We start from the raw sequence: 24,032 nt of genomic DNA, 5'->3' as shown, positions 1-24,032 counted from the left end.
CAAGGTCGAGCACCCTGACAATCTCCGCGATCACGGTGCACGGAATTTGTTAAGTTCGACGTCTTATAAAAACGCGTGAGCCTGCATGCCCTCACCCGAGGCGTAAGGACCCAGTAGCGCCATGAACCTTCCAACCCGCCCCACCCCGCTAGCGTTCCACGAACCCGCCACCGACGGCTACTCCCTGGGCGGCTTCACCTGGCGCCACCTGCGCACCGACGTCGAACGCCCACTCGTCATCATCAACGCCGCCACTTCCGTGCGCTGCCGCCACTACGCCCGCTTCGCCGACTACCTGTTCGCCAACGGCTTCGATGTCATCACCTACGACTACCGTGGCATCGGCGAATCTCGCAGCGGGTCGTTGCGGGGGTTCAACGCCTCGTGGTCGGATTGGGGCGTGCTGGATTTCGAGGCGATGCTGCAGCGAGCGCAGCGGGAGTTTCCAGGGCAGCCGATTGACGTCGTCGGCCACAGTTTTGGCGGCTGCGCGGCAGGGCTCGGGGCGTCGGGCGCGGTCATTCGGCGGATGGTGACAGTCGGTGCGCAGTTTGCGTACTGGCGCGACTATGCGGCGAGCGTGCGTTGGCGGATGTTTGCCAAGTGGCATGTGGTGATGCCGCTGGTGACGGCGCTGTGCGGGCACTTCCCCGGCAAGCGCCTGGGCTGGCTGGAAGACACGCCGGCGGGCGTGGTACGGGACTGGAGCACGCTGACGCCCAGGTATGAAACGCGCCCCAGTGGACGAGCGTTGGGTGAGCTGCCTTTCAGTCGTGTAAACGCGCAGATACTGGCCATCAGCATGACCGATGATCCGTTCGGGACAGTCGCGGCCATCGAGCGGCTACTGGGTTACTTCGACAGCAGTGGGCGCACACATCTGCGCATCGCCCCTGAAGACATCGGCGAAAAGGAAGTCGGACATTTCGCTTTTTTTCGCAGCGAGTATCAGGATCGGTTGTGGCCGATTGCACTGGAATGGCTTCAAAACGGGCAATTAACGGCGGATACCCTTGGGATTTCTGCCAACCTGCGCTTCAATACCCCACCCAGATCCAGCATTCCAGGACGTTGAGCCATGGCCTCGCCGAACAAGCAGCAAAAACGCGCCCACCGGGCAAAGGCCAAGGCCAAGCAAAACCGTACCCAACGCGCTGTCGCGACCAAGCCGGACGCGTTTGCCGGCGATGACAGCCGCATCGACCTTGAGTCAGTGGATTTGACCGAGCTGTTCGTGGAGATGCGCACCGCAGGCGAGATCAGCCAGCAGGCATTGTGTGCCGTGTTCCTGGCTCACCCGTTGCTGGCGCTGGTGCTGGAACAGGAAGGCGAGGAGGAAGCCACCGACTTCATTCTTGCCGCACTGATCGAGTATCGGCAGTGGGCCACGGACACCGACGATGAAGCCGCCGCGCTGGCGTGGATCGAGTCGCCGCAGTTCCAGGCCGATTACGTGGCGGCATCACAGGCGCTGACCAGCTCCCAGGACTGATACAAAACCAAATGTGGGAGGGGGCTTGCCCCCGATTGAGGTAGATCAGCCAGCACATCTGACGCTGACACACCGCAATCGGGGGCAAACCCCCTCCCACATTTTCTACAGCACTTCGTCAGCTCAACACCGCAGCGCCTGCTCTCTGCGCCTTGCGACGGCTTGATACAAACAGTCCTGCCGCCACCACCAGCAAACTCAGCACGCCGGTCGCGATGATCTCAACCCGGTGCGCTTCCTGGAACAGCATGATGGTCAACGTACCCACGATGAACACCATCACCGCGTAAGTCAGGCCCGGGAACAGCCACATCTTGAAGACGATCTTCTCGCCCGCCGCCGTGCGCTTCTGGCGCATGCGCAGTTGCGACACCGCAATCACCAAGTACACCAGCAACGCGATGGCGCCGGAACTGGCCAGCAGGAACTCGAACACGGCCGCCGGAGCCACGTAGTTGGCGAATACCGCCAGGAACGCGGCGCCGGTGGACAACAACACTGCCCAATACGGCGTGCCGCTCTTGTTGGTGCGCTTGGCCACGGCCGGTGCATCACCGCGACGGCCCAGGGAGAACAGCATGCGCGAAGCGGTGTACAGCGCCGAGTTCAAGCAGCTGGTTACGGCAACCAGCACCACCAGGTCGACAATCAGCTTGGCGTTCGGAATGCCCATGCGTTCCAGCACCGTCTGGTAGGAACCTACGGCCGCCAAGGTCGGATCGTTCCAAGGGACCAGGGACACCACGATGAAGATCGACAGCAGGTAGAACAAACCAATCCGCCAGATCACCGAGTTGGTGGCCTTGGTGATCTGCTGGCCTGGGTTCTTCGATTCAGCGGCGGCGATGGTGACGATCTCGGTGCCCATGAACGAGAACATGGTGGTGAGGATCGCGGCCAGTACGGCGCCCATGCCATTTGGCATAAAGCCTTGGGTGTCAAACAGGTGCGAAACACCGCTGACCTGGCTGGTCGGCAGGAAGCCGAAAATCGCGGCCAGGCCAAGGATCACAAAGCCCACGATCGCCACGACCTTGATCAACGCAAACCAGAACTCAAACTCGCCGTAGTTCTTCACGCTGAATAGATTGGTGGCCGTCAGCAGTAAGGTGATGATCAGGGTAAAGGCCCAAATGGCCACATCCGGGAACCAGGCGTGCAGGATGGTCGCGGCAGCGTTGGCTTCCAACGGAATCACCAGCACCCAGAACCACCAGTACAACCAACCGATCGTAAACCCGGCCCAATGACCGATTGCGCGGTCGGCGTAAGTGGAGAACGAACCGGTGTCAGGCGACGCGACGGCCATTTCGGCCAGCATGCGCATCACCAATACCACCAGTGTGCCCGCAGCGGCATACGCCAGCAGTACGGCCGGGCCGGCGGCGGCAATCGCGTGGCCGGAGCCGACAAACAGACCGGCACCGATGACGCCGGCAATCGAGAGCATGGTGACGTGACGCGGTTTGAGCCCCTGTTCGAGGTCATTGGAGCTTTGCGTACTACTCATTGACACACCTTTACGAGGAATTGCGAAAACGGTCGGCCCGGCCCGGGATCTTTCTCGTGAAAAGAAACCAACGGGGCGTTCTTTATTTTTTACGCAATATTTGCGCCAAAATGTTACAGATCCACGATTGACGCGGGCTGCAGGACGATTCAACAACCATCGCAAGTCATTGAGAACAATGGCATTCCGCTATAGCGTTACCGTGCGACTCACATTCAAGACGAATAAACGCACCATAAACACACACAAAAAGTACGTGACGCCCCACAAAAGGGCTGATACGCACCGTTTGCCCGGTTAACCCTTCCAACACCCGGCCAAAGCTGGCACCATCGCGCCCTTTTTAAGCGAAGCCCGCGGTTTTTCGGGTTCAAACGGTTGTTCGGTTGTTGATGGCGCGACACGCTGCTGTGCCGATGCGACACCCTGCCGCACACCACCTGTTTACCCCAAGCCACGCTGTTGGCTGCTATCAAGACGCTATGCTAGCTTGGCGCCTCGCCAGGAAGGCGGCCCAACAGCGAAGATCGCAATGAACACAATGAGGACCCCACATGGCCGAGGCCACGCCCGCGCTTGAAATCCGCAACTTGCATAAACGCTATGGTGAGCTGGAGGTACTCAAAGGTATCTCGCTCACCGCTCGCGACGGCGATGTGATCTCGATCCTGGGTTCCTCCGGTTCCGGCAAGTCCACCTTCCTGCGCTGCATCAACCTGCTGGAAAACCCGCACCAGGGCCAGATCCTGGTGGCCGGCGAAGAACTCAAGCTCAAGGCCGCGAAAAACGGCGAGCTGATGGCCGCCGACGGCAAGCAGATCAACCGCCTGCGCAGCGAAATCGGTTTTGTGTTTCAAAACTTTAACCTGTGGCCGCACATGAGCATCCTCGACAATATCATCGAGGCCCCTCGCCGCGTGCTCGGCCAAAGCAAGGCCGAGGCCATCGAAGTGGCCGAAGCCCTGCTGGACAAGGTCGGCATCGCCGACAAGCGCCATGCTTACCCGGCGCAATTGTCCGGCGGCCAGCAACAACGGGCGGCCATCGCACGCACCCTGGCGATGCAGCCTAAAGTCATCCTGTTTGACGAGCCCACTTCGGCCCTTGACCCGGAAATGGTTCAGGAAGTACTTAATGTGATCCGCGCGCTGGCCGAAGAAGGCCGCACCATGCTGCTGGTCACCCATGAAATGGGCTTCGCCCGCCAGGTGTCCAGTGAAGTGGTGTTCCTGCACCAAGGCCTGGTCGAAGAGCAAGGATCGCCACAGCAGGTGTTTGAAAACCCGCTTTCGGCGCGCTGCAAACAATTCATGTCCAGCAACCGCTAACGGAGCAACATGCATGCAGAACTATAAAAAATTCCTTCTGGCCGCGGCCGTCTCGATGGCGTTCAGCGCCACGGCCATGGCAGAAACCTTGAAAATGGGGATCGAAGCGGCCTACCCGCCGTTCAACAACAAAGACGCCAGCGGCAACGTCGTGGGCTTCGACAAAGACATCGGCGACGCCCTGTGCGCCAAGATGAAAATCGAAAAGTGCGAAGTGTATGTGTCCGACTGGGACGGCATCATCCCGGCCCTGAACGCCAAGAAATTCGACTTCCTGGTGTCCTCGCTGTCGATCACCGATGAGCGCAAGCAAGCCGTCGACTTCACCGACCCGTACTACTCCAACAAGCTGCAGTTCATCGCGCCGAAAGCCACCGCCGATTTCAAGACTGACGCGGCTTACTTGAAAGGCAAGGTCATCGGTGCACAGCGTGCGACCTTGGCCGGCACCTACCTGGAAGACAAGCTGCCTGAAACCGAAGCCAAGCTTTATGACACCCAGGAAAACGCCTACCTCGACCTGACCTCCGGTCGTCTCGACGGCATCCTCGCCGACAAGTACGTGCAGTACGAATGGCTCAAGAGCAAAGACGGTTCCGCCTACGAGTTCAAAGGCGATCCGGTGGTCGAAAGCGACAAGATCGGTATCGCTGTACGCAAGGGCGACCCACTGCGCGAGCGCCTGAACAAAGCCCTGGCAGAGATCAAGGCGGACGGCACCTACAAGAAGATCAACGACAAGTACTTCCCTTTCAGCATCGAATGATCTGAACGGTATGCCCGACGCGCTCAGTTGAGCGCGTCGGCTTTTTGCACTGCCTGCCGCGATATGAAAACACCATGAATTTCGATCTCTACGGATTCGGCCCGGCGCTTGCCGCTGGCGCGCTGATGACCGTCAAACTGGCGCTCACGGCCCTGTGCCTGGGGCTGATGCTCGGCCTGGCCGGTGCCTTGGCCAAGACTTCTGCGCACAAACCGCTGCAATGGGTGGGCGGAGCCTATTCGACCATCGTGCGTGGCGTGCCGGAACTGTTGTGGGTGCTGCTCATTTATTTCGGCACGATCAATGTAGTGCGCGAACTGGGTGAAGTTTTCGGCATCCCCGACCTTTCACTCAGCGCCTTCGCCGCCGGGGTCATCGCCTTGGGGTTGTGCTACGGCGCCTATGCCACCGAGGTTCTGCGTGGCGCGATCATCGCCATCCCCAAGGGCCATCGCGAAGCCGGTTTGGCGCTGGGGCTGTCGAAAACCCGGATTTTCACCCGCCTGATCATGCCGCAGATGTGGCGCATCGCGCTGCCAGGCCTGGGTAACCTGTTCATGATCCTGATGAAGGACACTGCGCTGGTCACGGTCATCGGCCTCGAAGAAATCATGCGTCACGCGCAGATCGCGGTCACCGTTACCCGGCAACCCTTCACCTTCTATCTGGTCGCGGCCTTCATCTACCTGGGCCTGACCTCGCTGTCGATGGTCGGCATGCATTTCCTGGAACAACGCGCCGCCCGCGGCTTCGTGAGGACGACGTAATGGAATGGGAAGTCATCATCAAGTGGCTGCCAAAGTTTATCCAAGGCGCCATCCTGACCCTGGAACTGGTGGGCATCGCTGTCATTCTTGGCCTGATACTCGCGATTCCGCTGGGCGTCGCTCGTGCGTCCAAGCGTTGGTATGTGCGTTCGCTGCCCTACGCCTACATCTTTTTCTTCCGTGGCACACCGCTGCTGGTGCAACTGTTCCTGGTCTACTACGGCCTGGCCCAGTTCGATGCCGTGCGTACCAGCGCCATGTGGCCGTACCTGCGTGATCCGTTCTGGTGTGCCACGGCCACCATGACCCTCCACACCGCCGCGTACATCGCCGAGATCCTGCGCGGTGCGATACAGGCTATTCCCCCGGGCGAAATCGAAGCCGCTCGCGCCCTGGGCATGTCCAAGCCCAAGACGTTGTTCTACATCATCCTGCCGCGCGCCGCGCGTATCGGCTTGCCGGCCTACAGCAACGAAGTGATCCTGATGCTCAAGGCCAGCTCGCTGGCGAGTACGGTAACGCTGCTTGAGCTGACCGGCATGGCCAGGACGATCATTGCGCGCAACTACCTGACAGTGGATATGTTCTTCACCGCCGGTGTGTTCTACCTGCTGATGTCGTACCTGCTGGTACGCGGCTTCAAACTGCTGGAACGCTGGCTGCGCGTCGATGCCTGTCAAGGACGTTGAGGCACGCTTCCAGGCGCTGGATGCATTCCTGACCGAACACCAAGGGCTGTGGAAACCACGGCCCTTTACGCACCTGTATTTACCTTGGGAAACCCAGCACCCCGAACTCGCCCAGTGGCTACGCCGACGCTCGTTAGCCGCTGCCGAAGCCAGCCACAATCAGCCCCACGACCTGGCGGCACCCGCGCCGTTTCCGCAGCTTGCCGCGCAAGCCCGGCAGCTCAGTGCTGTGGATAAGTTACCGATGCAGCCCCTGGCACCCGCTCGCCATCGCCTTAGCGTCGATGTACCTGGCCGTAAATGGGCACAAATCGAAGCGTTCGGCGCCGCGCTGCAGTTTGCGCAAAAGCCCAGGCACTGGCTGGACTGGTGTGCGGGAAAAGGCCATCTGGGTCGTCGCCTGTTGCAGGCAGATCAAGCATTGACCTGCCTGGAATACGACCCGGCACTGATCGCCGCAGGCCAGGCCTTGAGCGAGCATCACGGCCTGCCCGTCACGCATTGCCTGCAAGACGTGATGGCCGCTGTGGCTATCGGCCCCGAACACACGCCCGTCGCCCTGCATGCCTGTGGCGACCTGCATGTACGCCTGCTGCACCTGGCCAGCGCCGCCGGCTGCAAACAGTTGGCGCTGGCGCCCTGCTGCTACAACCGCATCAACGCCCAGACCTACCAGCCACTCTCCAGCGCCGGTCGCGCTTCACCCCTGCAACTGTCGATCGATGACCTCGGCCTGCCGCTGAGCGAAACCGTCACCGCGGGCAAACGGGTGCGTTTGCAGCGGGACACGTCCATGGCGCGACGCCTGGGTTTCGATCAACTGCAACGCCAGTTGCGTGGCTGTGACGAGTACCTGCCCACGCCGTCCCTGCCCGCGAGCTGGCTGGACAGGCCCTTCGCGGACTACTGCCACGCGCTGGCAAAGCTCAAAGGGTTATCCACAGACGAACAGGATTGGGCGGGTTTAGAGGCGTATGGCTGGCGACGCCTGGCAGAGGTCAGAAACCTGGAATTGGTGCGTGGTCTGTTTCGGCGGCCGCTGGAGTTATGGCTGGTGCTGGATCGGGCACTGTTTCTCAGCGAAAACGGCTACAGGGTGGAAGTCGGCACCTTTTGCGAACCGGCATTGACGCCGCGCAACTTGATGGTGCTTGCCGAGCGCGATTAAGGGGCGAAATTGTCGCGGCACAGCCTGTGGATAACTCTGTTGATGAATTCTTTACAGAGCCCGTAGCCATCTGCGTTACAGGCCAAAAGCCAGGCTGGTCATTTTTTGTTCACAAAATAAAACGCACTCAAAACAGGCAGTTGCGGCGTGATGAGAACGCCTCCACACAACGGCTGTTTCGGGACATTGCCCTCCAACCGATTGTGCATAAGCATCTGGCGTTAAGCGAATAAAGCGCAATTTATAGCCGCTTTTTACGTGCAATCAGCAGCCGGCAAAGCTCGGTGATATCGTCCCCCGCCAAGCTCAATGCCTGGCTATCCAATGGATCGATACCAAACGCCAGCGCCTCGCTGATCGCCATATCGCGGTGCACCTCCAGAGGCTCTCTGGTGCCGAGCCGCTGCTTGAACGCCTCCACCATATCCAGGCTGAAGGCATTGTCCTCATCCAGTTGGTTGATCACAAAGTGCACATGCGGTGGGCGCTCGCGCTGAAGGTGCGGTGCCAACAGCCCGTCGAGTTGGTCCAGTGTGCCCAGGGAGGCGGCGTCGGCTTGGGCAATCACCAGCACCACGTCGGCCACACTCAAGGCTTGATGGAAGTAGACGTTATTGCCGGCGGGGGTGTCGATGATCACGGTATGACGGGCGCTCAGGCCCAATGCAGACAGGCGCTGCGCCAACCAGTCCGGTTCATGTTTGAGCCAACGTTGCAGGTCGTCCTGCTGGCGCATATCGGTATCGCCAAAGGTGATCACACGACTGCCGACAAAGCCTGGCTGCTGGATATTGTGCCACTGCGCATTGCGCAGGCTTGTCGGGCCGATACCCGGCGAGGCAGGGCTGACACCGAAGTGCATCCGCAGGGCGTTCTGTGGGTCCAGGTCCACGGCGACCACCGACTCACCCAGGCGCTGCAAACCGCTGCTCAAGGCCGTCGCCAAGGTACTGCGCCCCACGCCGCCATTGACCGACACCAACGCCACCACGCACGGACGTCGTACCCCCTTATCCACGGACTGGGACTGCGCCTGCGCACTGGGGGCTTGAGGGGGAAACGGGGTGCCGTCATCCACGGGAATGCTGCCAAAAAAATGCAGCCGCGCATCCAGCCCTTGGGCATCACGGCTGACATCTTTGCCCAGCAGAACGAGAAGACCATCTGTAAAGCTCATAGCGGATTCCTCATCACGGCGAAGCTTAACGACGTGAAAAGGCCAGCTCATCCGGCTGCTTACCGCAGGTCTTTTTGTCGTCGCCCTTGTGCAGGCAGTCTGCTTCAAGCCCGCAAAAGTGTCATTATTTTGATGCTTGCACTGTTTATTTTTTAGACAAACGGACAATCGTCAAATTACTGGCCAATCGTGATGACATCGTACGGCGTTTGCAAATCGCGCTCTGGAATCTCCCAAATCAACAACTTAGGCGGGGTTTGCTTGAACGCCGGGCTGTCGAAGTACGCCTTGGCCGCACCGGAGAATTCGCCGCCGTCCTTGCTGAAATTGCCCACAGGCGCATTCAGGGCCTTTTGCAGGAAGCCGACAAAGTTGGAGTTACGCGAGAACGACGTGCCGATCAGCGCCACATTGGGCAGGCCGGCATCGCCAAACAGGTCGTCGGCATTACTGGTCGCACCACCGGTTTCATGGGCCGTGCTGGCCGCGACCGATTCCCCTGGCGGCTGCAACGTGGGCGGCAGCCAGTCGAGACCGGCCAGGCGCACCAAATCGCCCGGACGCACGGCGAGCGGCGCCTGGGAGATGTCGAAGGTTTGCTCCGGCGTGGCCTTGATGCCGCGCTGCTGAGTACGCTGCGCCACGGCCTTGGCCCCCGCGTTGGAGCCGATTTCGCTCCAGTGGGTGTCGGTGCGCAGGTAGGCTTCGGCGCCCAGCGGTTTCAATGTTTCGGTCAGGTCCAACGCGGAAACGCCGGCGGCCTGCAACATGGCGGTCCAATCCCGCACCCGGTTATCGAGCACCGCCGGGCGGTACAGGCCACAGCGTTGGGCGGCGGCGATGCGGCTCTTGTCCGGCACCACAACCACTTGCAGGTCGATACCTTTTTGACCCAGTTGTTTTTGCAGGTCGATCACCGCCTGGGCCTTGGTCTGGGCATTGGCCTCGGCATGCCGGTTGATGCGCAGCTCATCGCTGATAAACAGCCAGCCGGGGCAACCCGGACGTACGCGCGGCCCGGTGTCGCCAAACGCCAGCCAGCTGCCGCCGCGCTCCAGGTTGGCGGCCTGGATCGCCATCGGCGCCTTGGCCAGTTCCTTGGCAAACCGATGGGTCAGGTCACCGTGCAGCAACATGTCGCTGTCGACCTTGGCCGGCACATAACTGATCGGCCCCTTCACCATCAGCCAAACGCAGGACAGCAGCCCCGCCGCCAAAAAGGGCACCAGCACCCAGGCCGCCAAGGGGCTGGTGCGAACGGCCAAGTCGCTCGGTGGAGTCGGCGCGGTAGGAGCAGGCATGGTCGGGCGTCCTTAGAACTGAAAGTACAGAAACGGTACGGCGTCGCGGCTGGCAATCAGCGCGAACGACAACACAAACCCGGCCACCGGCCACAGCGAGGCCGCCATCACAAACCACGGCTGGGTGCCGAAGCGCTGTTCGCAACGCACCTGCCAGATCGGCGCGATGATGCACACCAGCCCCAGCAACGCCGCCATGCCATGGGCCGGGCGCATGGCCACGGCCATCGCGTCACCCAAGGCCATGCCGTGCAGACCGAACTGGCCGGCGTACATGGTCAGTGCCGAATGGAAGTCCGGCGCGCGGAACAACGTCCAGGCCAGGCACACAAACAGCAGCGTGAGAACGTGCGACAGCACCGGCGGAATGCTCGGCAAGCTCGACCGCGACCATGCGCGGTCAACACACAGCGCCACGCCGTGGGCGGCCCCCCACAATAGGTAGTTCCAGCTGTCGCCGCCGTGCCACAACCCGGCAATCGCCATGGTCAGGAACAGGTTGCGGTAGGTGCGCCAGACGCCGTCACGGTTACCGCCCAGCGCGATGTACAGGTAGTCGCGCAGCCAGCTGGACAACGACAAGTGCCAACGCCGCCAGAAGTCCTGGATGCTGCTGGCCAGGTACGGCCGGTTGAAGTTTTCCGGGAAGTGGAAGCCCAGCATCAAGCCCAGGCCGATGGCCATGGCGCTGTAGCCGGCGAAGTCGAAAAACAGTTGCAGCGAATACGCCAAGCAACCGATCCAGGCGTCCACCAGGCTAGGGTTTTCCAGGTGGAAGGCAATGTCCACCAGCGGCGACAAGGTGTCGGCCACCAGCACTTTCATGCCCATGCCGATCATGAAGCGCCGTGCGCCCAGGGAGAAATTCGCCCAGTTGAAATACCGCTGGCTCAGCTCACGGCGGACCCAGTCGTAACGGATGATCGGGCCCGCAATCGAGTGCCCGAACATCGAGATATAGGTGGCGTAGTTAATGAAGCTGCGCTCCACCGGCACCGTATGACGGTGCACATCCACCAGGTAGGAAATCGCCTGCAACACGATGAACGACAAGCCCGCCGGCAAGGCCACGCGCTGCCAGTCCAGCGGCATCGCACCGTACCAGGTGATCACCTCGCTCACCGTGCCAGCGACGATGTTGGCGTACTTGTACCAACACAGCACGGCCGTGTTGAACACGATCAACGCGATCAACAGGCGCACCCGGCCTTTGCCGTCCTCACGGGAGCGGTCCACCAGCAAGCCGCCGACCCATGCCACCACGGTCAACACCATGTGCAGGAACAGGAACAACGGGCTCAACCAGCCGTAGAACAACCAGCTGCCGATCAACAGGATCACGTTGCGCCAGCTCGGACGAGCCAGGGCATAGATCAACAGGAAGGCCGGCAGGAACAGCGTGAGGAATTCGAGTGAGGCAAAGACCATGGTGGTGTCGGGCCCGATCAGTTAGCGAGTGCGTCAGAGGCGAACAGCAACTTCGAGCCTGTGTCTGAAGGAACGGCCAATACGCTGTAGCGCTCGCCCGCCTTGAGGGTGAACGTCAGCGGCTGGCCCACCGGCGAACCGGCGCATTTGAGCTGCACCGACAATTCCACCGGGTTGATCATGCGCCGCTGCACGGCACCTTCAGCGACCTGCTTGAACAGCTCGGCCTTTTGCGCCACGGCTTCCAGGCTGGCGTCGGCGCAGGTGGCGTCGGCGTTGATGAAGGCCAGTGAGGCTTTGAGCGCATTGAAGTCGTCCGGCACTTCACGCACCACCAATTGGCGCGTGGCGCCCTTGGCATCGACCAGTGCAACCACCGTGGCGAATTCGCCCGGCGCCACTTTCACCGAGAAATCAGCGTTTTTGCCGCCGCTGCTCAATACGCCTTTGATCGGCTTGTCGCCGCCGACAACCGGCAGGAACGCCGACACGGGTTTGTCGCCGCTCAACACCAGGCTGGCCTTGGAACCGTCCGCCACCAGCTTCAATTCGCCAGGGGTGCCGTTGGCAAAACGCAGGAATGCTGCGTCTTGCTCCGGGCCGGTCGGGTACAGCGGGATGTCGGCACTGTAGGCGCTGACACTGGCGAGCAAGGTCGCCAGGCCCAGGGTCATCCGTTTCATTATTTGCTTCCTTTACCGTAGGCCGATGGCGGCAGGTCACCCAAGGCTGTACCGATGGCCTTGGCCCACTTCTGGTAGCCGTCGATGGTGAAGTGCTGGCCGTCGGTGGTGATCCACTCGCCTGGCTTCGAGAACGTCAGCGAGTCGATGTAGGTGCACGGCGCCACGTTACTGGCGAGGAACGACGACATCAGCTTGGTGCGGGTGTCGTCTTTCTTGTACTGCGAACCGACCTTGCCCCATGGCGGGCCGACCCACACGCACTTGGTGCCGGTGTCGGTGATGGCTTTGGTCAGCGAGGTCACGCTTTTCCAGGCCCAGGCTTTAGGGAACACCGGGTTGGTGTAGGAGCCCATGGTGTCACCGATGATCAACACGACCACGTCGGGTTTGTCTTTGGCGATCAGCTCCTGGATCGGCGTGGTGCTCATGGCGTTTTTGCCATAGATCACGGCCTTGCCGGTGGGCGTGCGTTCGCCGCCGCATTCGACTTTTTTCGGCACAACCCAATCCGCCGCACCGGCACCGCACGCACCGATGGAGTGAACCACCGCGCCTTGCTTGGTGAGGTTGTCTTGCAGCGGGTTGAGCAACGAATCGGGAAAGCTCATATGACTTTCGCCCAATACCAGCATGGTTAGGCCGGCAATCGCAGAAACAGGCATGAATGACTCCGATTAATCAGTTGGAATAAGGGGAACGGTACGGGCTGACCGGCAAGGGCATAGGCCCGCTCAGGTCTTCGAACAAGTAGCGCAGATAAGCATTACCGGCGTACTGGCGGTAGTCCTGGGCGTTGTCGAGACCGATTTCGCCGCCCAGGTAGAAGCGCGAGCTCAAGCGGTATTCGGCGGCGGCGTTGAAGCTGTAGCCGACGCCGGTTTTATCCGAGCCGTTGTACTTCTGCCCACCCAGCTCTTTGTGGCCCGGGAAAAAATCCGCACTATCTTGGCCGATATACTGCAAGCCCACCGAACTTTTTACCTGATAGCTGAAGCGATCAAAGCTTTGCGCCCAACGAATCGGTACACCCAGGGAGAAGAAGCGCTGCGGGCTGAAATAGCCGCCGTTACCATAGGTGTAGAAGTCCTGGTTCTCCTTGAAGCTCAGTGCAGAACCGCTGATGCCCAGGGTCAGCGTGTCGCGTGGGTTATTGCGCAGGTACCAATAGATACCGCTGCCCAATTCCATGCGGGTATTGTCGTCAACGTGGTTACCCATCAGTTGGTGCAAGGAGCCGTAGCCGTAGACACCCAGTTTCTGGTTGTCGTAGCTCAACTCACCACGCCCGCCGTTGGCGGTCACGCCGCCCCACTTTAACCCGTCGCCGTCTTTGGAACCTGCGAAGGAAGTGACGCTGTCTGTGACCGGGCGCCGCGAGATATTCGCGCCGTAGCGGAAGTTCGAGTTGGCCTCGAACGGACGCGACACGCTCACGCCACCGACGATGGTGTTGTAGAGGAAGCCCAATGGGCTTACGCCGACGTCTGCCTTAAGGCCTTCATCAGGGTTCTCAAATGCCACGGCCAAGCCAACACCGGTATCGCTTTGGGTACGTGGCGAGGTTGTCTTGCCGCCGCCGAAGCGCGATGCAGCATCGTCGCTGACGCTACCAGCACTCAAATGCACCGGCGTCACCCGCAGCGCCACAGTGTTATCCCCCACCGGCATCCGCGCTTCAAACGGCGCTTCCACATCGGTGATTTTGCTCAAGCCTTTCTCACCGTTGTTGCTGCGTACGCTCAAGCCCTGCACCACATAACCGGTACGGTCACGCAGGATAGTGTCCAGCGCACGACGCGCCGGGCTCAGCTCGGGGCTGTCGATCGACGCAATGCTCGATGGCGGCACAAACGGGTCGCTCAAGTCGTTGGACGTGGCACTCGCAAACGCGTTGGACGTCACGGACTTGGTCGGTGCATCGATCGGTGGCGGTACCGCGCCGGCAACGGTCAGGTCGGTGACCTGGCGACGCTGGCCTGGCAAGCCCACGAACGGGTTATACGACGTACCTGGAGCGCTGGCCTGGGCTACCTGGGTCTTGGCCTTCATGGCGTTTTCAATCGCCAGGGCCTTGCGCAGCAGTTCCGCGGCTTCGCTGTTCTTGCCCAGGCCCTGATAGATGCGCGCGGCCGAGGTGAGGATCTCCGGGTTACCCGGCTCCAGGGCCAACGCCTTGTCACTGGCGCTTTGCGCCAAGCCACGGTCATTACCTTTCAGGGCGATGTCCGCCAGGCCCAGTTGCAGGCGCGCATTATTGGGGTTCTGCTGGATCAACGGCGCGTACAGCTCCATGGCCTTCTTGCCATTGCCGCTGGCGGCGTACATCCGCGCCAGGGCGCCGACGCCCAAGGCGTCGTTCGGGCGCTGGGCCAGGGCCGGGGACAGCATGTCGTAAGCCGCCACCAGGTCGTTCTTCTCACGCAGGGCGTCGGCCTGCTTGACCCGGTACAGGTAGATCAAATCGTCGTAGCGCTGGCGGCCGGTCTCGGTCAAAGGCTGGCCTTGTACTTCGCGCAGGATCTCGCCCGCCTCACTGTATTTGTTGGCCTTGAGCAGCACGTTGGCGTACAGCAGCTTCTGGTCGACCGTCGGGTTGGGGTTGTTCTCCACCACCTTCTGCATCATGTCCAGACCGTACTGCGCAGCCCCCACTTCCACATAGGCGGCGGCCAACACGGCCACACGCTCGGGTTTATTGCGGGTCAGCGGTTCGGAACGTCCGAGCAACGCCAAGGCTTCCGGGCGCTGGCCACGGCGAGCGGTTTCGATAGCGATGTCGGTCTGCTGGTGCAGCGCGATGTCGGTCGCCAGTTCGTTCATGTCCGCCGTGCGCTGTGCCGTGGGGATGCGCCCCAAGGTGGCCTCGGCTTGCTTCCACTCGCTCAATTGCGCCGACAACAAGGTGCTGGTGTACAGCGCATCGGGTTGGTTGGGCTGGGACTTGAGCAAGCCGTCGATCAAGGCTCGCGCGTTGCGGATCTGCCCGTCGCGCAGGTACATGCGCGCCAAGGCGAAGCGGGTCCAGGGGTTTTCCGGGTCGGCATCAAGGGCCTGGCGATAGGCGGCTTGCGCGGCCTTCAGATCCCCCCGCTGCTCGGCCAGTTTGCCCACCTGGGTCGCGCGCAACGCGTTGATTTTCACACTCGGTGCGAACTTGGCGCGCTGGGCCGGCGACACCGAGTCGATCAGCTTCAAGGCTTCATCCGGCTGGCCCGACTGGGACAGCACGTTGATCAAGCCGCTCAAGGCATCCGGGTCGCCAGGGTGGCGAGCCAGCACTTTGCGGTAGCCCGCTTCGGCGTCGTCGAACTGGTTGTCCTGGGCCTGGAAGCCCGCCAGCGCAATAGCCGCGCCAGGCTGGCCTGGGTTCAGGCGTTCGGCCTGGGCCACCAGGTCGCGGGCCTGGGCGCTACGACCGGCACGCTGGGCGTCACGGCTTTGGCTGATCAGGTTCCAGTAGCGCACATCATTCAAGGCCGACTGCCAAGCAGCGCCACCCGGCAAGCGCGTGGCTTGGACCAGGTAGTTTTCCGCCTCGCTGTAGCGCTCTTGCTGTTGACGCAACACGCCCATGCCGCCGAGGGCATCAACGTCATTGGACTTTTGCGCAAGGCGCGCCGCCAGCAGAGGCTCGGCGGTTTTCAGGTCGCCGTCATCCAACGCCTTGAAAGCCTTGGTCATCTGCGGATCACGCTGCCAGGTGCCACCGCCTTTACCTTGGGCGATGCCTTTGTTCATCAGCGCGCGGATCTCGCTGTCATCCGGGTGCACGGTGAGGAACTGCTGGAACAGCGAAACCTGGTCCGGCTTCGGCGGGCCGAGCCAGACCAGCGCGAAGCGCCAGGTTTCGTCGGCGTTGCCGCCCACGTCGTTGTTCGATGCCAGTTTAGCCAGGGCCCGGATACCGTCAGGCCGGGTGGCCGGGTTACGCGCCAGGTGCTTGGCCAGGAACAGCGCAACGATCGGGTCGTTCGGGCGTTCACGGGTCAGGCGCTGCAGGCCGGCGATGGCCTCGCTGCTGCCTTTGGCGGTAAAGCCCAGGGTGTTGTAGTACTCGCGGGCGATCAGGCCTTGAGGCTGACGGCCCTGGAAAATCTGGCGATACAACGCCACAGCCTGTTCACGCTCGGCCTCCGGCTCGCCCAGTTCACGCGCCTGTTCCAGCAACTTGGCGTTGTCCGGAACCGCAACGGTGATGTCCTGTTCCAGTTGCAAGGCCTGGCGCGGCACCGGGCTCAACGCTTGCAAACGGGCCAGGTACTTTTGCGCTTCGGCCGGGTGGTTCTGTTGCACCTGGATCAGGCCGATCCCGTACAGCGCATCCGGTTGGTCCGGGCTCAGGCGCAGCAATTTCTGCCAGGTTTCCAGGGCGCGTTCGGGGTTCTTTTTCGCCTGCCAGTAGTAGCCCTGCTCAATCAGCAGGGACTGCGGGTCGCTGGTTTCAGCGACGCTGGCGGTGGAGGCCAGGGCGGCGAGAATCGCAATGGCTAGCGTGTGACGGCGCATGCGGCCTCCCAGGAAAGTTTGACCGTACCGTCTTGTTCAAAACGGTACTTCTGATCGGCAAAGCCCTGGCTGAACAGGCTGAGCATGTAGTCGTAGTAGATCGGCTGCGCGGTGTCCGGCGCCGAAGGGGCCAGGGCTTTGGCGAGCGCGTCGTCGACCTTGGCCTTCTGCAACTGCGCCAGCGCGGTTTCGCCGCGAGCCTGGAAGAAGGCGACGGTGGAGGCCGAGAAGCCCATCGGCGTATAGCCGTTGTTTTTCTCGACTTCGCCGGTCAGTACATGGATTTTTTCCGGTGGGTAGCCGGTGGCCGATGCTGCGGTGGCCCGCGTCATGCCGCCCAGGGATTTCAACATGGGCGCCGCCAGCGGATCGCCCTTGGCGGTCATGCCGGCCCACATGTAAGTGCGGATCGCGTCATAGCTGCCCAGGTCATCGGAAAACGGGTCGACCACGAACAGCCCGGTGTTGGCGCTGGTGGCGCGGTAACCGACCCAGTTGGCCGCTAGGCCGTGAGGGTTGCTGGCCGTATCGGCAAGCATTTTGGCGTTGCTGTCGGCCACCTCATTCCAGCCGGCATTCGGGCGTTCTTTGTGGAAGCGACGCAGTTGCGCCAGCACCTGATAGCTCGGGTTGAAGCGCCACAGGCCACCGGCGTGCACGTAGCCCACCGGGCCTGGCAACAGCATCTTGCCGAGGCCAGGCACACGCACGATCAGGTTGCGTTCAACGTTGGCCAACAACAATTGCGCGTCGGCCCGGTACTGCGGTGCATTCCACACGCGTGCCGCTTCGAGCAAGGCGTAGGCCATCCACAAGTCGGCGTCGCTGGCGGAGTTCGGGTCGATCACACCCCATGTGTTATCGGCTTTTTTGCCCCACAACCAGCCGGGCAGGTTCTGGCCGATGTCGGCGCCCGACATGTTGGCCTTGGTCCAGGTCCACAGCTTGTCGAAGCTCGCACGGTCGTTGCCGACCAAGGCAAAGAACATCGCATAGGATTGGCCTTCCGAGCTGCTCTCGGTGGGTTTCATGGACGAGTTCAGCACGCGCCCATCATCCTGCACGAAGCGCTTGGCGTAGTTCTGCCACAACGGCCAGTCGCAGGTTTGCGCTTGCGCGCTACCGACGAACATCACCGCGCCCAGCGCCGCCAGGGCCATGCTCTTAAGCGGGCTCATGCCAACCGCCGTTTTGCACGGGCACGCAGCGACAAGTAGATCAGGCTGGTGACCACGGCCAGGCCGAGGAAGGTGATCAACAGCATCCAACCCAGGTTCTGCGACAGTTGCCACTGCATGAATTTGAAGTAGTTGAGCTTGCCGACGTAGTACTGCTCATCGCCTACCAGCGAGCTGATTTGCGTGCCTTGCACCACCGCCAGGCTGCCTTGGATCGAGTCTTTATAGTCGTCACCGCCGATCAGCGCGTTGGTCGCTTCCAGCAGGCCCTGAGGCTGGTTGCTGGCGATCAGCACCACGCTGCGACCGCTCTTGAGCGGCGATTGGAAACCCGCCAGCCACGTGCTGTTGCTCAGGCCCTTGAAGGTAATGCCGGTGTTGGCCGGGTGTTGGTTGGCCGCCGGGTCCGGGCTGATCCAGCTGCGCACATAACGTGGCAGGTCAGACAGTAGGAACTGGTGTTGCTCGCCATCGCTGGTCGCCGGCAGGTATTGCTGCCACTGCTTGAGCAGCGGTTGGTTGGCAGCGGTGGCGAGCACCAACAGGTCTTTGTCGGCAACGCTTTGCACGTCTTTGGCCTGCACTACTTTTACCGCAGTGGCCGGGTAGCCGGTGGCTTCGCCAAAACGGCCAAGCACCGTCAGGTAGGCGGTCAGCTCGTCGGTACCGTAATTGTCGGGCATGACCACGGCCGACTCCGACAGGTCAGCCAAACGGGTGAACGGGAAACCCGAGTCGTTGAACACGCCCAGGTTCGGCATGGCGATGTAGTGCTGGTAGCCCGTGACGTCGAGGGTCGAGTCCGGGTCGACCGTACCGCGCATGTTGTCGACGATGATGTCGCGGCATTCGCCTTCTTTGATGTAGTCGTACATGAAGCGCACTTGCAGTTTGGACTTGGGCGATGCCGAGCTGATCGGCAACAGGGTCGTCACTTCACGCGGCAGGCTTTCGTCTTTCTTCAACTGGTCGAGCAGGGTTTGGCCGCCGCCCAGGTTGGTCACCGACGGCAATGCGACGGACTTCATGAACTGATCATTCAGGCCGATCAGCAGCGACGAGTTGGTCGACACCTGCTGCGGCGTGTAGCGGTATTTGAGCTTGAGCGGCACACCCTCTTCACGCCAGTTGAACAGGTCTGGCGGCAGGCGCATATCGACGCTGATCGCGCCTGGGTTGTAGCCCGACACGCTGAGTTTTTGCTGCTCGATCAACTCGCCCAGGCGGACCGGGCGGTTGCTTGGCAGCCAGTTCGGGGCATCGTATGGACGACGCGGTGCGAGGGTATCCAGCTTGGTGATCACCACGCTGTTACCGGCCAATACCGGGTTGCCCAGCACCACCGCGTTGGCGGCGCGCTTGAGCTCTGCACCGTCACGGCCGGTGACGATCAGCAGCTTGCCGTTGGCGTCGTTCGGGTTGGCGATGAGGGTGAGGGTCGGGCCGGCCGGCTTGGCAACGGCAACACCGTGTATGTCCATCGCGTCGGCGGTTTGCACCAGCACGATGGCGTTGCCTTTGGCCGGCAACTCACCGAGGGTGGTCGGGAACGTCGCGCCGCGGTAGCTGGCGAGGCCGCCGATCCACGACGACAGAGCGCCGGCGGCTTCCAGCGCGGCGCTGTCGGGAGCGGTGGCGAACACGAACGGCAGGCTCACCTGGCGTGCGTCACGCTTGTCGAAGAACGGCAGCGGCAGCACGGCCAGGTCGTCTTTGAGCACGATCGGCTCGACCTGCACTTTCAGCTCACTGCTGTTGCTGATCTTGGCCCACAGGCTGCTGTGCAGCGGGTCTTCGCAAGACATGGTGTAGTGGCCGATGAACTGCAGGCTCAGGCGGTTGAACTCGGTGATCAAGTGCGCCGGGATCTGCACCAACTGCTCTTGCGGCGTGCCCGCGCCTTCTTTAGGCAGCGGCAGGCTGGCGGCGACTTCGCCGTTGACCAGCACGTTGATCTGCGACAGATCGGCCAGCAGCGCCGGCGAGTAGCTGTACTTGAGCAACAGTTGCGCGCCCTTCACCACTTCATCGGCACGGATATCAAAGTTGACGCTGTCGGACGACTCCACACCTTGCAGGTTCATGGTGTCGCGACGCCCCAATTGCTTGAGGGTCAGGCTGTAGCCGGTGTCGGTACTTTGTACCGGCACGGTGGCAACCGCTTGCTCGGCAGCTTGCGCGAGGGTGTTGAGGCCCATCAGCGAGGCGATCATCAGCGCCAGTGCACGGCGCGGATGAGGGCGAGCGAATATGTTCGAGGTCATGGCTTGTCCATCAGCGTATCTAGCGGTTTTGTGGGGGTGCGGCTCAAGGCCAGACGCAGTTCGTGTAGGGTGGCGCGGCCGAGGGTGAACAAGCCGCCGATGCCGATGGAGCCGACTTCGCGCAGGGCCGCCAGCGGCGTATCCGGCTGACCGGCGCCCCAACTCGCGGCCCAGGTATCGGCGCGGGAGAAGGTCAGGCGAACCAGTTCGCTTTGCTGGCGCAGGCTGAGGGCTTCGAACTGGGCGCCGATCTGCGCGCCCTTGCTGAACACCACGCGGGCGTCAAACAGGCTGTCCTGGCCGTTGCGCGACAGTACCAATTGCACGCGTTCACCCTGGGTGATCGAGTGACCATCGGAAAGCATCAAGCCGAAGCCGTTTTGCGAGAAGTCCTGGGTGGTGCCATCAAGCACGCGGCCGTCGGCGCAAATGATGCTCACGGGCAGCTTGGCGCTGACACGCGGCTCGGAACGCACTTGGCGTGCTTCCGAGGCCACGGCCACGGCGGCACTGGTGATGATCAGGTTATAGAGGGTCCAGGTCAGGTTGATCGCCACCGTCACGGCAGTGGACGCATCGCCCCAGATCAACTGGTGGATACCGAAGCCGAGACCGATCAGGTTGACCGCCAACAACACCAGGTAGGGGCGGGCGAGTTTCCAGTCGAAGAACTGCTTGTCGATGATGCCGCCCTTGTCGGTGACGTTGAAGCCACCCGCCTTGGGATTGACCAGCGCGACCAGCACCGGCGGCAGGATGTACCAAGCCAGTACGGTCTCGTACACCTCGTTCCAGAACGAGTGACGGAAGCGCCCCTGGATCCGCGAGTTGGTCAGGCTGGAGTGCACCAAATGCGGCAGCACGTAGGCAACGATCATCAACGCCGACGCATGGAAAATTTCTGCGCCGAACACCAGGTAGGCCAACGGCGCGGTCAGGAACACCAGGCGCGGCAAACCATAGAAGAAGTGCAGCATGGCGTTGGCATAACAGATGCGCTGGCCCCACTTCAGGCCTTTGCCCAGCAGCGGGTTGTCGGTGCGGAAAATCTGCGCCATGCCCCGTGCCCAGCGAATACGCTGGTTGATGTGGCGCGACAGGCTTTCAGTGGCCAGGCCCGCGGCTTGCGGGATGGCCAGGTAAGCGGTGTTGTAGCCCAGGCGGTTGAGCTTGAGCGCGGTGTGGGCGTCTTCGGTCACGGTCTCAACGGCTACGCCGCCGATTTCCAGCAGCGGCTCACGGCGAATCACGGCACAGGAGCCACAGAAGAAGGTGGCGTTCCACAGGTCGTTGCCGTCCTGCACCAGGCCGTAGAACAGCTCACCTTCATTGGGCACGGCGCGGAACGTGTCGAGGTTCTTTTCAAACGGGTCCGGCGAGAAGAAAAAGTGCGGCGTTTGCAGCATCGCCAGCTTCGGATCTTTCAGGAACCAGCCCAGGCTCACTTGCAGGAAGGAACGCGTCGGCACGTGGTCGGCGTCGAACAGGGCGATGTATTCGCCGTCGGTGACCTTCAACGCTTCGTTGAGGTTACCGGCCTTGGCGTGGAAGTTATTGTCGCGCCGGATGTAGTTCACGCCGACCTTGCGGCAGAAGTCGCGGAAGTCGTCGCGGCGACCGTCGTCGAGCACGTGGACCCGCAGCTTGTCCTTGGGCCAGTCCATTGCCTGGGCGGCGAAAATGGTCAGCTTTACGATGCTCAGCGCTTCGTTATACGTCGGGATGAACACGTCGACCGTCGGCCACTCTTCCGGCTCGGTCTTGAGCCACACCGGCGTGCGGCGCAGCGGCCAGGCGGTTTGCACGTAGCCGAAGATCAGCACGATCAGGGCGTAGAACTCGGCCGCGACCAGGCCGTAGCCGAAGAACATGTCGACCCAGGTTTCAAAGCCGAGGGTGGAGGTGAGGCGCCAGAACATGTAGCGCAACGACGCCACCAGCGACAACACCACCAAGGCGAGGATCGCCAGGCGCCCCGGGATCTTGCGCAGTACCAGCACCGCCAGGAAGCACACGGCGGCAAACAGGCATTGGCTGTAGAGGTCGAGCGGCGCGCTGATAATGCCCAGCAGCAGCATGGCGCCGAGCACGCAACTGGCAACAACCAGTACCGTACGCAGCGCCGAAGGCCACCGATTGAAGCGCGCGATGGCGCCATTTAGGCGCTGTTCAGCGCGCCCTTCGACGAAGGGCGTGGAGGACGTAGTGTCGGTCATGGGAGGTCCGAGTCGATTCGTTCGAGCAATGCGCGGCACAGGGCATGGATGTCCTGGCTGCCGATACTGTTGACGGTGGGGTCAAGGGGATCACGCCCGTAGGCCTGGGCTTCGCTGAACGCGGGGTCGCGGTGGACCGTCCCCAACAGGGCAGCACCCAGGCGGGTCTTGAACACCTCGGCCATGTCCAGGCTGAAGCGGTGCGCACCGTCCAGTTGGTTGATCACATAGAAGCGTTGTGGCGGTTTTTTGCGATTGAGAGAGGGCTTGAGCACGCTGTCCATCTGATCGAGCGTGCTGAACGACGCCACGTCCGGCTGCACCACTACCAGCACTGCGTCGGCGACCGACATGGCTTGGCTGAAGTACACGGTATTGCCGGCCGGGACGTCGATGATCACGGTGTCCTGGCCGTTCAATTTGAGGCCGGCCAAGCGTTTGCTCAGCCACTCGTCATCCTGGCCCAGCCAGCGATTCAGGCTCTGTTGCTGCTCGTGGTCGGTAGCACCGAATGCCACCAAGCGGCACCCGGCAAAACCGCGCTCGGGCAGCGCTTCCCAGCTTTCATTGAGCAAGCTGGTCGCGCCCACGCCGGGCATGTCGAGACCGAGGCACAAGTGGTGGCGCAGGGCGTTTTGCGGGTCCAGGTCCAGGGCCAGTGCCGGGCGCCCCTGACGCTGCAAACCACTGGCAATCGCGGCAGTTAGGGTGCTGCGGCCGACGCCGCCTTTTACCGAGACAACCACCACGACTTTGGGGCTGGAATGCTCCGAGTACACCTCACCGTTTCGCCCCTCCACCACTTCGGGCGGCTGCAGGTGGTCGGCTTCGCCTTGGCTCAGCTCTTCCAACAGACGCAGCAAAGGCGCTGACGGCGCTTCAATCACAGGCAGGGCTCGAACGACCGCCGGGGTTTCCAGGACCTCTACATCGTCCTCGATGAACTCGTGGACGAAGTCGATCTCGCGGTAGCCACTCGGGTTGGCACCCAGCTTGTTGAATAGTTTTGAAATGTCATCTGCTCGACTCACTCACTGCCCCTCCCCACCTGGTTTGCGCTTTAAAGGCGATAAAAAGGTCAGCAATAGGCTGACCTTGTATTTTTTTAGTTATGTGGTGTCGGGCGCATTCTGTGATATCACAATGATGGTGTCAGTATTTTGATGCTTTTCGCTCAATCTTATCCGACGAACGGCATGGCGCCATTTTTATGACGAATTCTTTAGAGAGAATGCATTCGCTGTAAGAACATGAACTTGCACTGATTTATCGTATTCTTTGTTGGCTGAGTGGTCAGAAACGGCACTAATCTGACATACCCATAAACAAATATTCGATTGCCCTACACTGTCTCAAAAATTTGCCTACACACAACCGCGATTAAACAGACGGTTTATATCGCGCGACAGAATACGGAAACCTCGCCTGTATTCAAGGGCGAAACTGCCGAGCGGTCGAGCCGCAACCGCCCGCAAAGCCACGGACCGTATATCGCTGTGCAGACAGCCAAGACCACGAAGCAAAACCCACGCCGAATGACACAGGGCCGACACCTC

18 protein-coding genes are annotated in these 24,032 nt (G+C 61.5%); 7 read left to right on the top strand and 11 right to left on the bottom strand.

All coding sequences use genetic code 11. The features are described 5' to 3' along the window. Positions 1–121: 121 nt before the first annotated feature. Positions 122–1,075 (top strand): alpha/beta fold hydrolase, encoded by a 954-nt coding sequence (locus ACI512_RS04910; RefSeq protein WP_236380734.1) that lies wholly within the window; start codon positions 122–124, stop codon positions 1,073–1,075. Positions 1,076–1,078: 3 nt separating this feature from the next. Further along, positions 1,079–1,492 (top strand): hypothetical protein, encoded by a 414-nt coding sequence (locus ACI512_RS04905; protein ID WP_012721736.1) that lies wholly within the window; start codon positions 1,079–1,081, stop codon positions 1,490–1,492. Between the two features lie 118 nt (positions 1,493–1,610). Here the strand turns inward: ACI512_RS04905 and gabP are convergent, their stop codons facing one another. Next, on the bottom strand, positions 1,611–3,002 hold the full coding sequence (gabP, locus tag ACI512_RS04900; RefSeq protein ID WP_236380731.1) for a GABA permease: 1,392 nt from the start codon (positions 3,000–3,002) through the stop codon (positions 1,611–1,613). Between the two features lie 554 nt (positions 3,003–3,556). On the opposite strand from gabP, the gene ACI512_RS04895 reads away from it, so the two are divergent. The 5 genes from ACI512_RS04895 (at position 3,557) to ACI512_RS04875 (ending at position 7,720) form a co-directional block, all read left to right on the top strand. Continuing rightward, positions 3,557–4,330, top strand: coding sequence for an ABC transporter ATP-binding protein (locus ACI512_RS04895; RefSeq protein ID WP_012721734.1), 774 nt, complete (start codon positions 3,557–3,559; stop codon positions 4,328–4,330). A 13-nt stretch (positions 4,331–4,343) separates the two neighbouring features. Beyond that, a complete protein-coding gene (locus tag ACI512_RS04890; RefSeq protein WP_236380727.1) occupies positions 4,344–5,096 on the top strand; it encodes an ABC transporter substrate-binding protein in 753 nt (250 codons plus the stop codon). 74 nt (positions 5,097–5,170) lie between these two features. Beyond that, the gene (locus ACI512_RS04885; protein WP_046034625.1) at positions 5,171–5,863 is read left to right on the top strand and encodes an ABC transporter permease; all 693 of its coding nucleotides are present in this window, start codon (positions 5,171–5,173) and stop codon (positions 5,861–5,863) included. Continuing rightward, complete coding sequence (locus ACI512_RS04880; RefSeq protein WP_012721732.1) at positions 5,863–6,552, top strand: ABC transporter permease; 690 nt, start codon at positions 5,863–5,865, stop codon at positions 6,550–6,552. The genes ACI512_RS04885 and ACI512_RS04880 overlap by 1 nt, the downstream gene beginning before the upstream one ends. Next, positions 6,533–7,720, top strand: a complete 1,188-nt coding sequence (locus ACI512_RS04875; protein WP_236380726.1) for a methyltransferase — start codon at positions 6,533–6,535, stop codon at positions 7,718–7,720. Before ACI512_RS04880 ends, ACI512_RS04875 begins: the two co-directional genes overlap by 20 nt. Before the next feature lie 241 nt (positions 7,721–7,961). On the opposite strand, the gene bcsQ (ACI512_RS04870) is transcribed toward ACI512_RS04875, so the two are convergent. The 10 genes from bcsQ (ACI512_RS04870) to bcsQ (ACI512_RS04825) form a co-directional block, all read right to left on the bottom strand. Continuing rightward, on the bottom strand, positions 7,962–8,897 hold the full coding sequence (bcsQ, locus tag ACI512_RS04870; RefSeq protein WP_236380725.1) for a cellulose biosynthesis protein BcsQ: 936 nt from the start codon (positions 8,895–8,897) through the stop codon (positions 7,962–7,964). A 176-nt stretch (positions 8,898–9,073) separates the two neighbouring features. Further along, positions 9,074–10,198: a cell division protein FtsQ gene (locus ACI512_RS04865; RefSeq protein ID WP_405121680.1), complete on the bottom strand. Its 1,125-nt coding sequence runs from the start codon at positions 10,196–10,198 to the stop codon at positions 9,074–9,076. A gap of 12 nt (positions 10,199–10,210) precedes the next feature. Continuing rightward, the gene (locus ACI512_RS04860; RefSeq protein WP_236380722.1) at positions 10,211–11,626 is read right to left on the bottom strand and encodes an MBOAT family protein; all 1,416 of its coding nucleotides are present in this window, start codon (positions 11,624–11,626) and stop codon (positions 10,211–10,213) included. Positions 11,627–11,643: 17 nt separating this feature from the next. Further along, the gene (locus ACI512_RS04855) at positions 11,644–12,309 is read right to left on the bottom strand and encodes a cell division protein FtsQ (RefSeq protein ID WP_102059950.1); all 666 of its coding nucleotides are present in this window, start codon (positions 12,307–12,309) and stop codon (positions 11,644–11,646) included. After that, positions 12,309–12,974: an SGNH/GDSL hydrolase family protein gene (locus ACI512_RS04850; protein ID WP_028615346.1), complete on the bottom strand. Its 666-nt coding sequence runs from the start codon at positions 12,972–12,974 to the stop codon at positions 12,309–12,311. Before ACI512_RS04850 ends, ACI512_RS04855 begins: the two co-directional genes overlap by 1 nt. Positions 12,975–12,990: 16 nt before the next feature. Next, entirely contained in the window at positions 12,991–16,818 is a 3,828-nt protein-coding gene (locus ACI512_RS04845) for a cellulose biosynthesis protein BcsC (RefSeq protein ID WP_236380719.1), read from the bottom strand. Next, on the bottom strand, positions 16,800–17,996 hold the full coding sequence (bcsZ, locus tag ACI512_RS04840) for a cellulose synthase complex periplasmic endoglucanase BcsZ (RefSeq protein WP_093542959.1): 1,197 nt from the start codon (positions 17,994–17,996) through the stop codon (positions 16,800–16,802). The genes ACI512_RS04845 and bcsZ overlap by 19 nt, the downstream gene beginning before the upstream one ends. Beyond that, complete coding sequence (bcsB, locus tag ACI512_RS04835; RefSeq protein ID WP_236380718.1) at positions 17,993–20,260, bottom strand: cellulose biosynthesis cyclic di-GMP-binding regulatory protein BcsB; 2,268 nt, start codon at positions 20,258–20,260, stop codon at positions 17,993–17,995. Before bcsB ends, bcsZ begins: the two co-directional genes overlap by 4 nt. After that, a complete protein-coding gene (gene bcsA / locus ACI512_RS04830; RefSeq protein WP_236380717.1) occupies positions 20,257–22,476 on the bottom strand; it encodes a UDP-forming cellulose synthase catalytic subunit in 2,220 nt (739 codons plus the stop codon). Before bcsA ends, bcsB begins: the two co-directional genes overlap by 4 nt. Then, positions 22,473–23,507, bottom strand: coding sequence for a cellulose biosynthesis protein BcsQ (gene bcsQ / locus ACI512_RS04825; RefSeq protein WP_405121679.1), 1,035 nt, complete (start codon positions 23,505–23,507; stop codon positions 22,473–22,475). Before bcsQ (ACI512_RS04825) ends, bcsA begins: the two co-directional genes overlap by 4 nt. Positions 23,508–24,032: the final 525 nt, after the last annotated feature.

This window comes from Pseudomonas petroselini (assembly GCF_045037875.1).
Taxonomy (GTDB): domain Bacteria; phylum Pseudomonadota; class Gammaproteobacteria; order Pseudomonadales; family Pseudomonadaceae; genus Aquipseudomonas; species Aquipseudomonas petroselini.
This window is presented reverse-complemented; position numbering and strand designations above follow the sequence as displayed.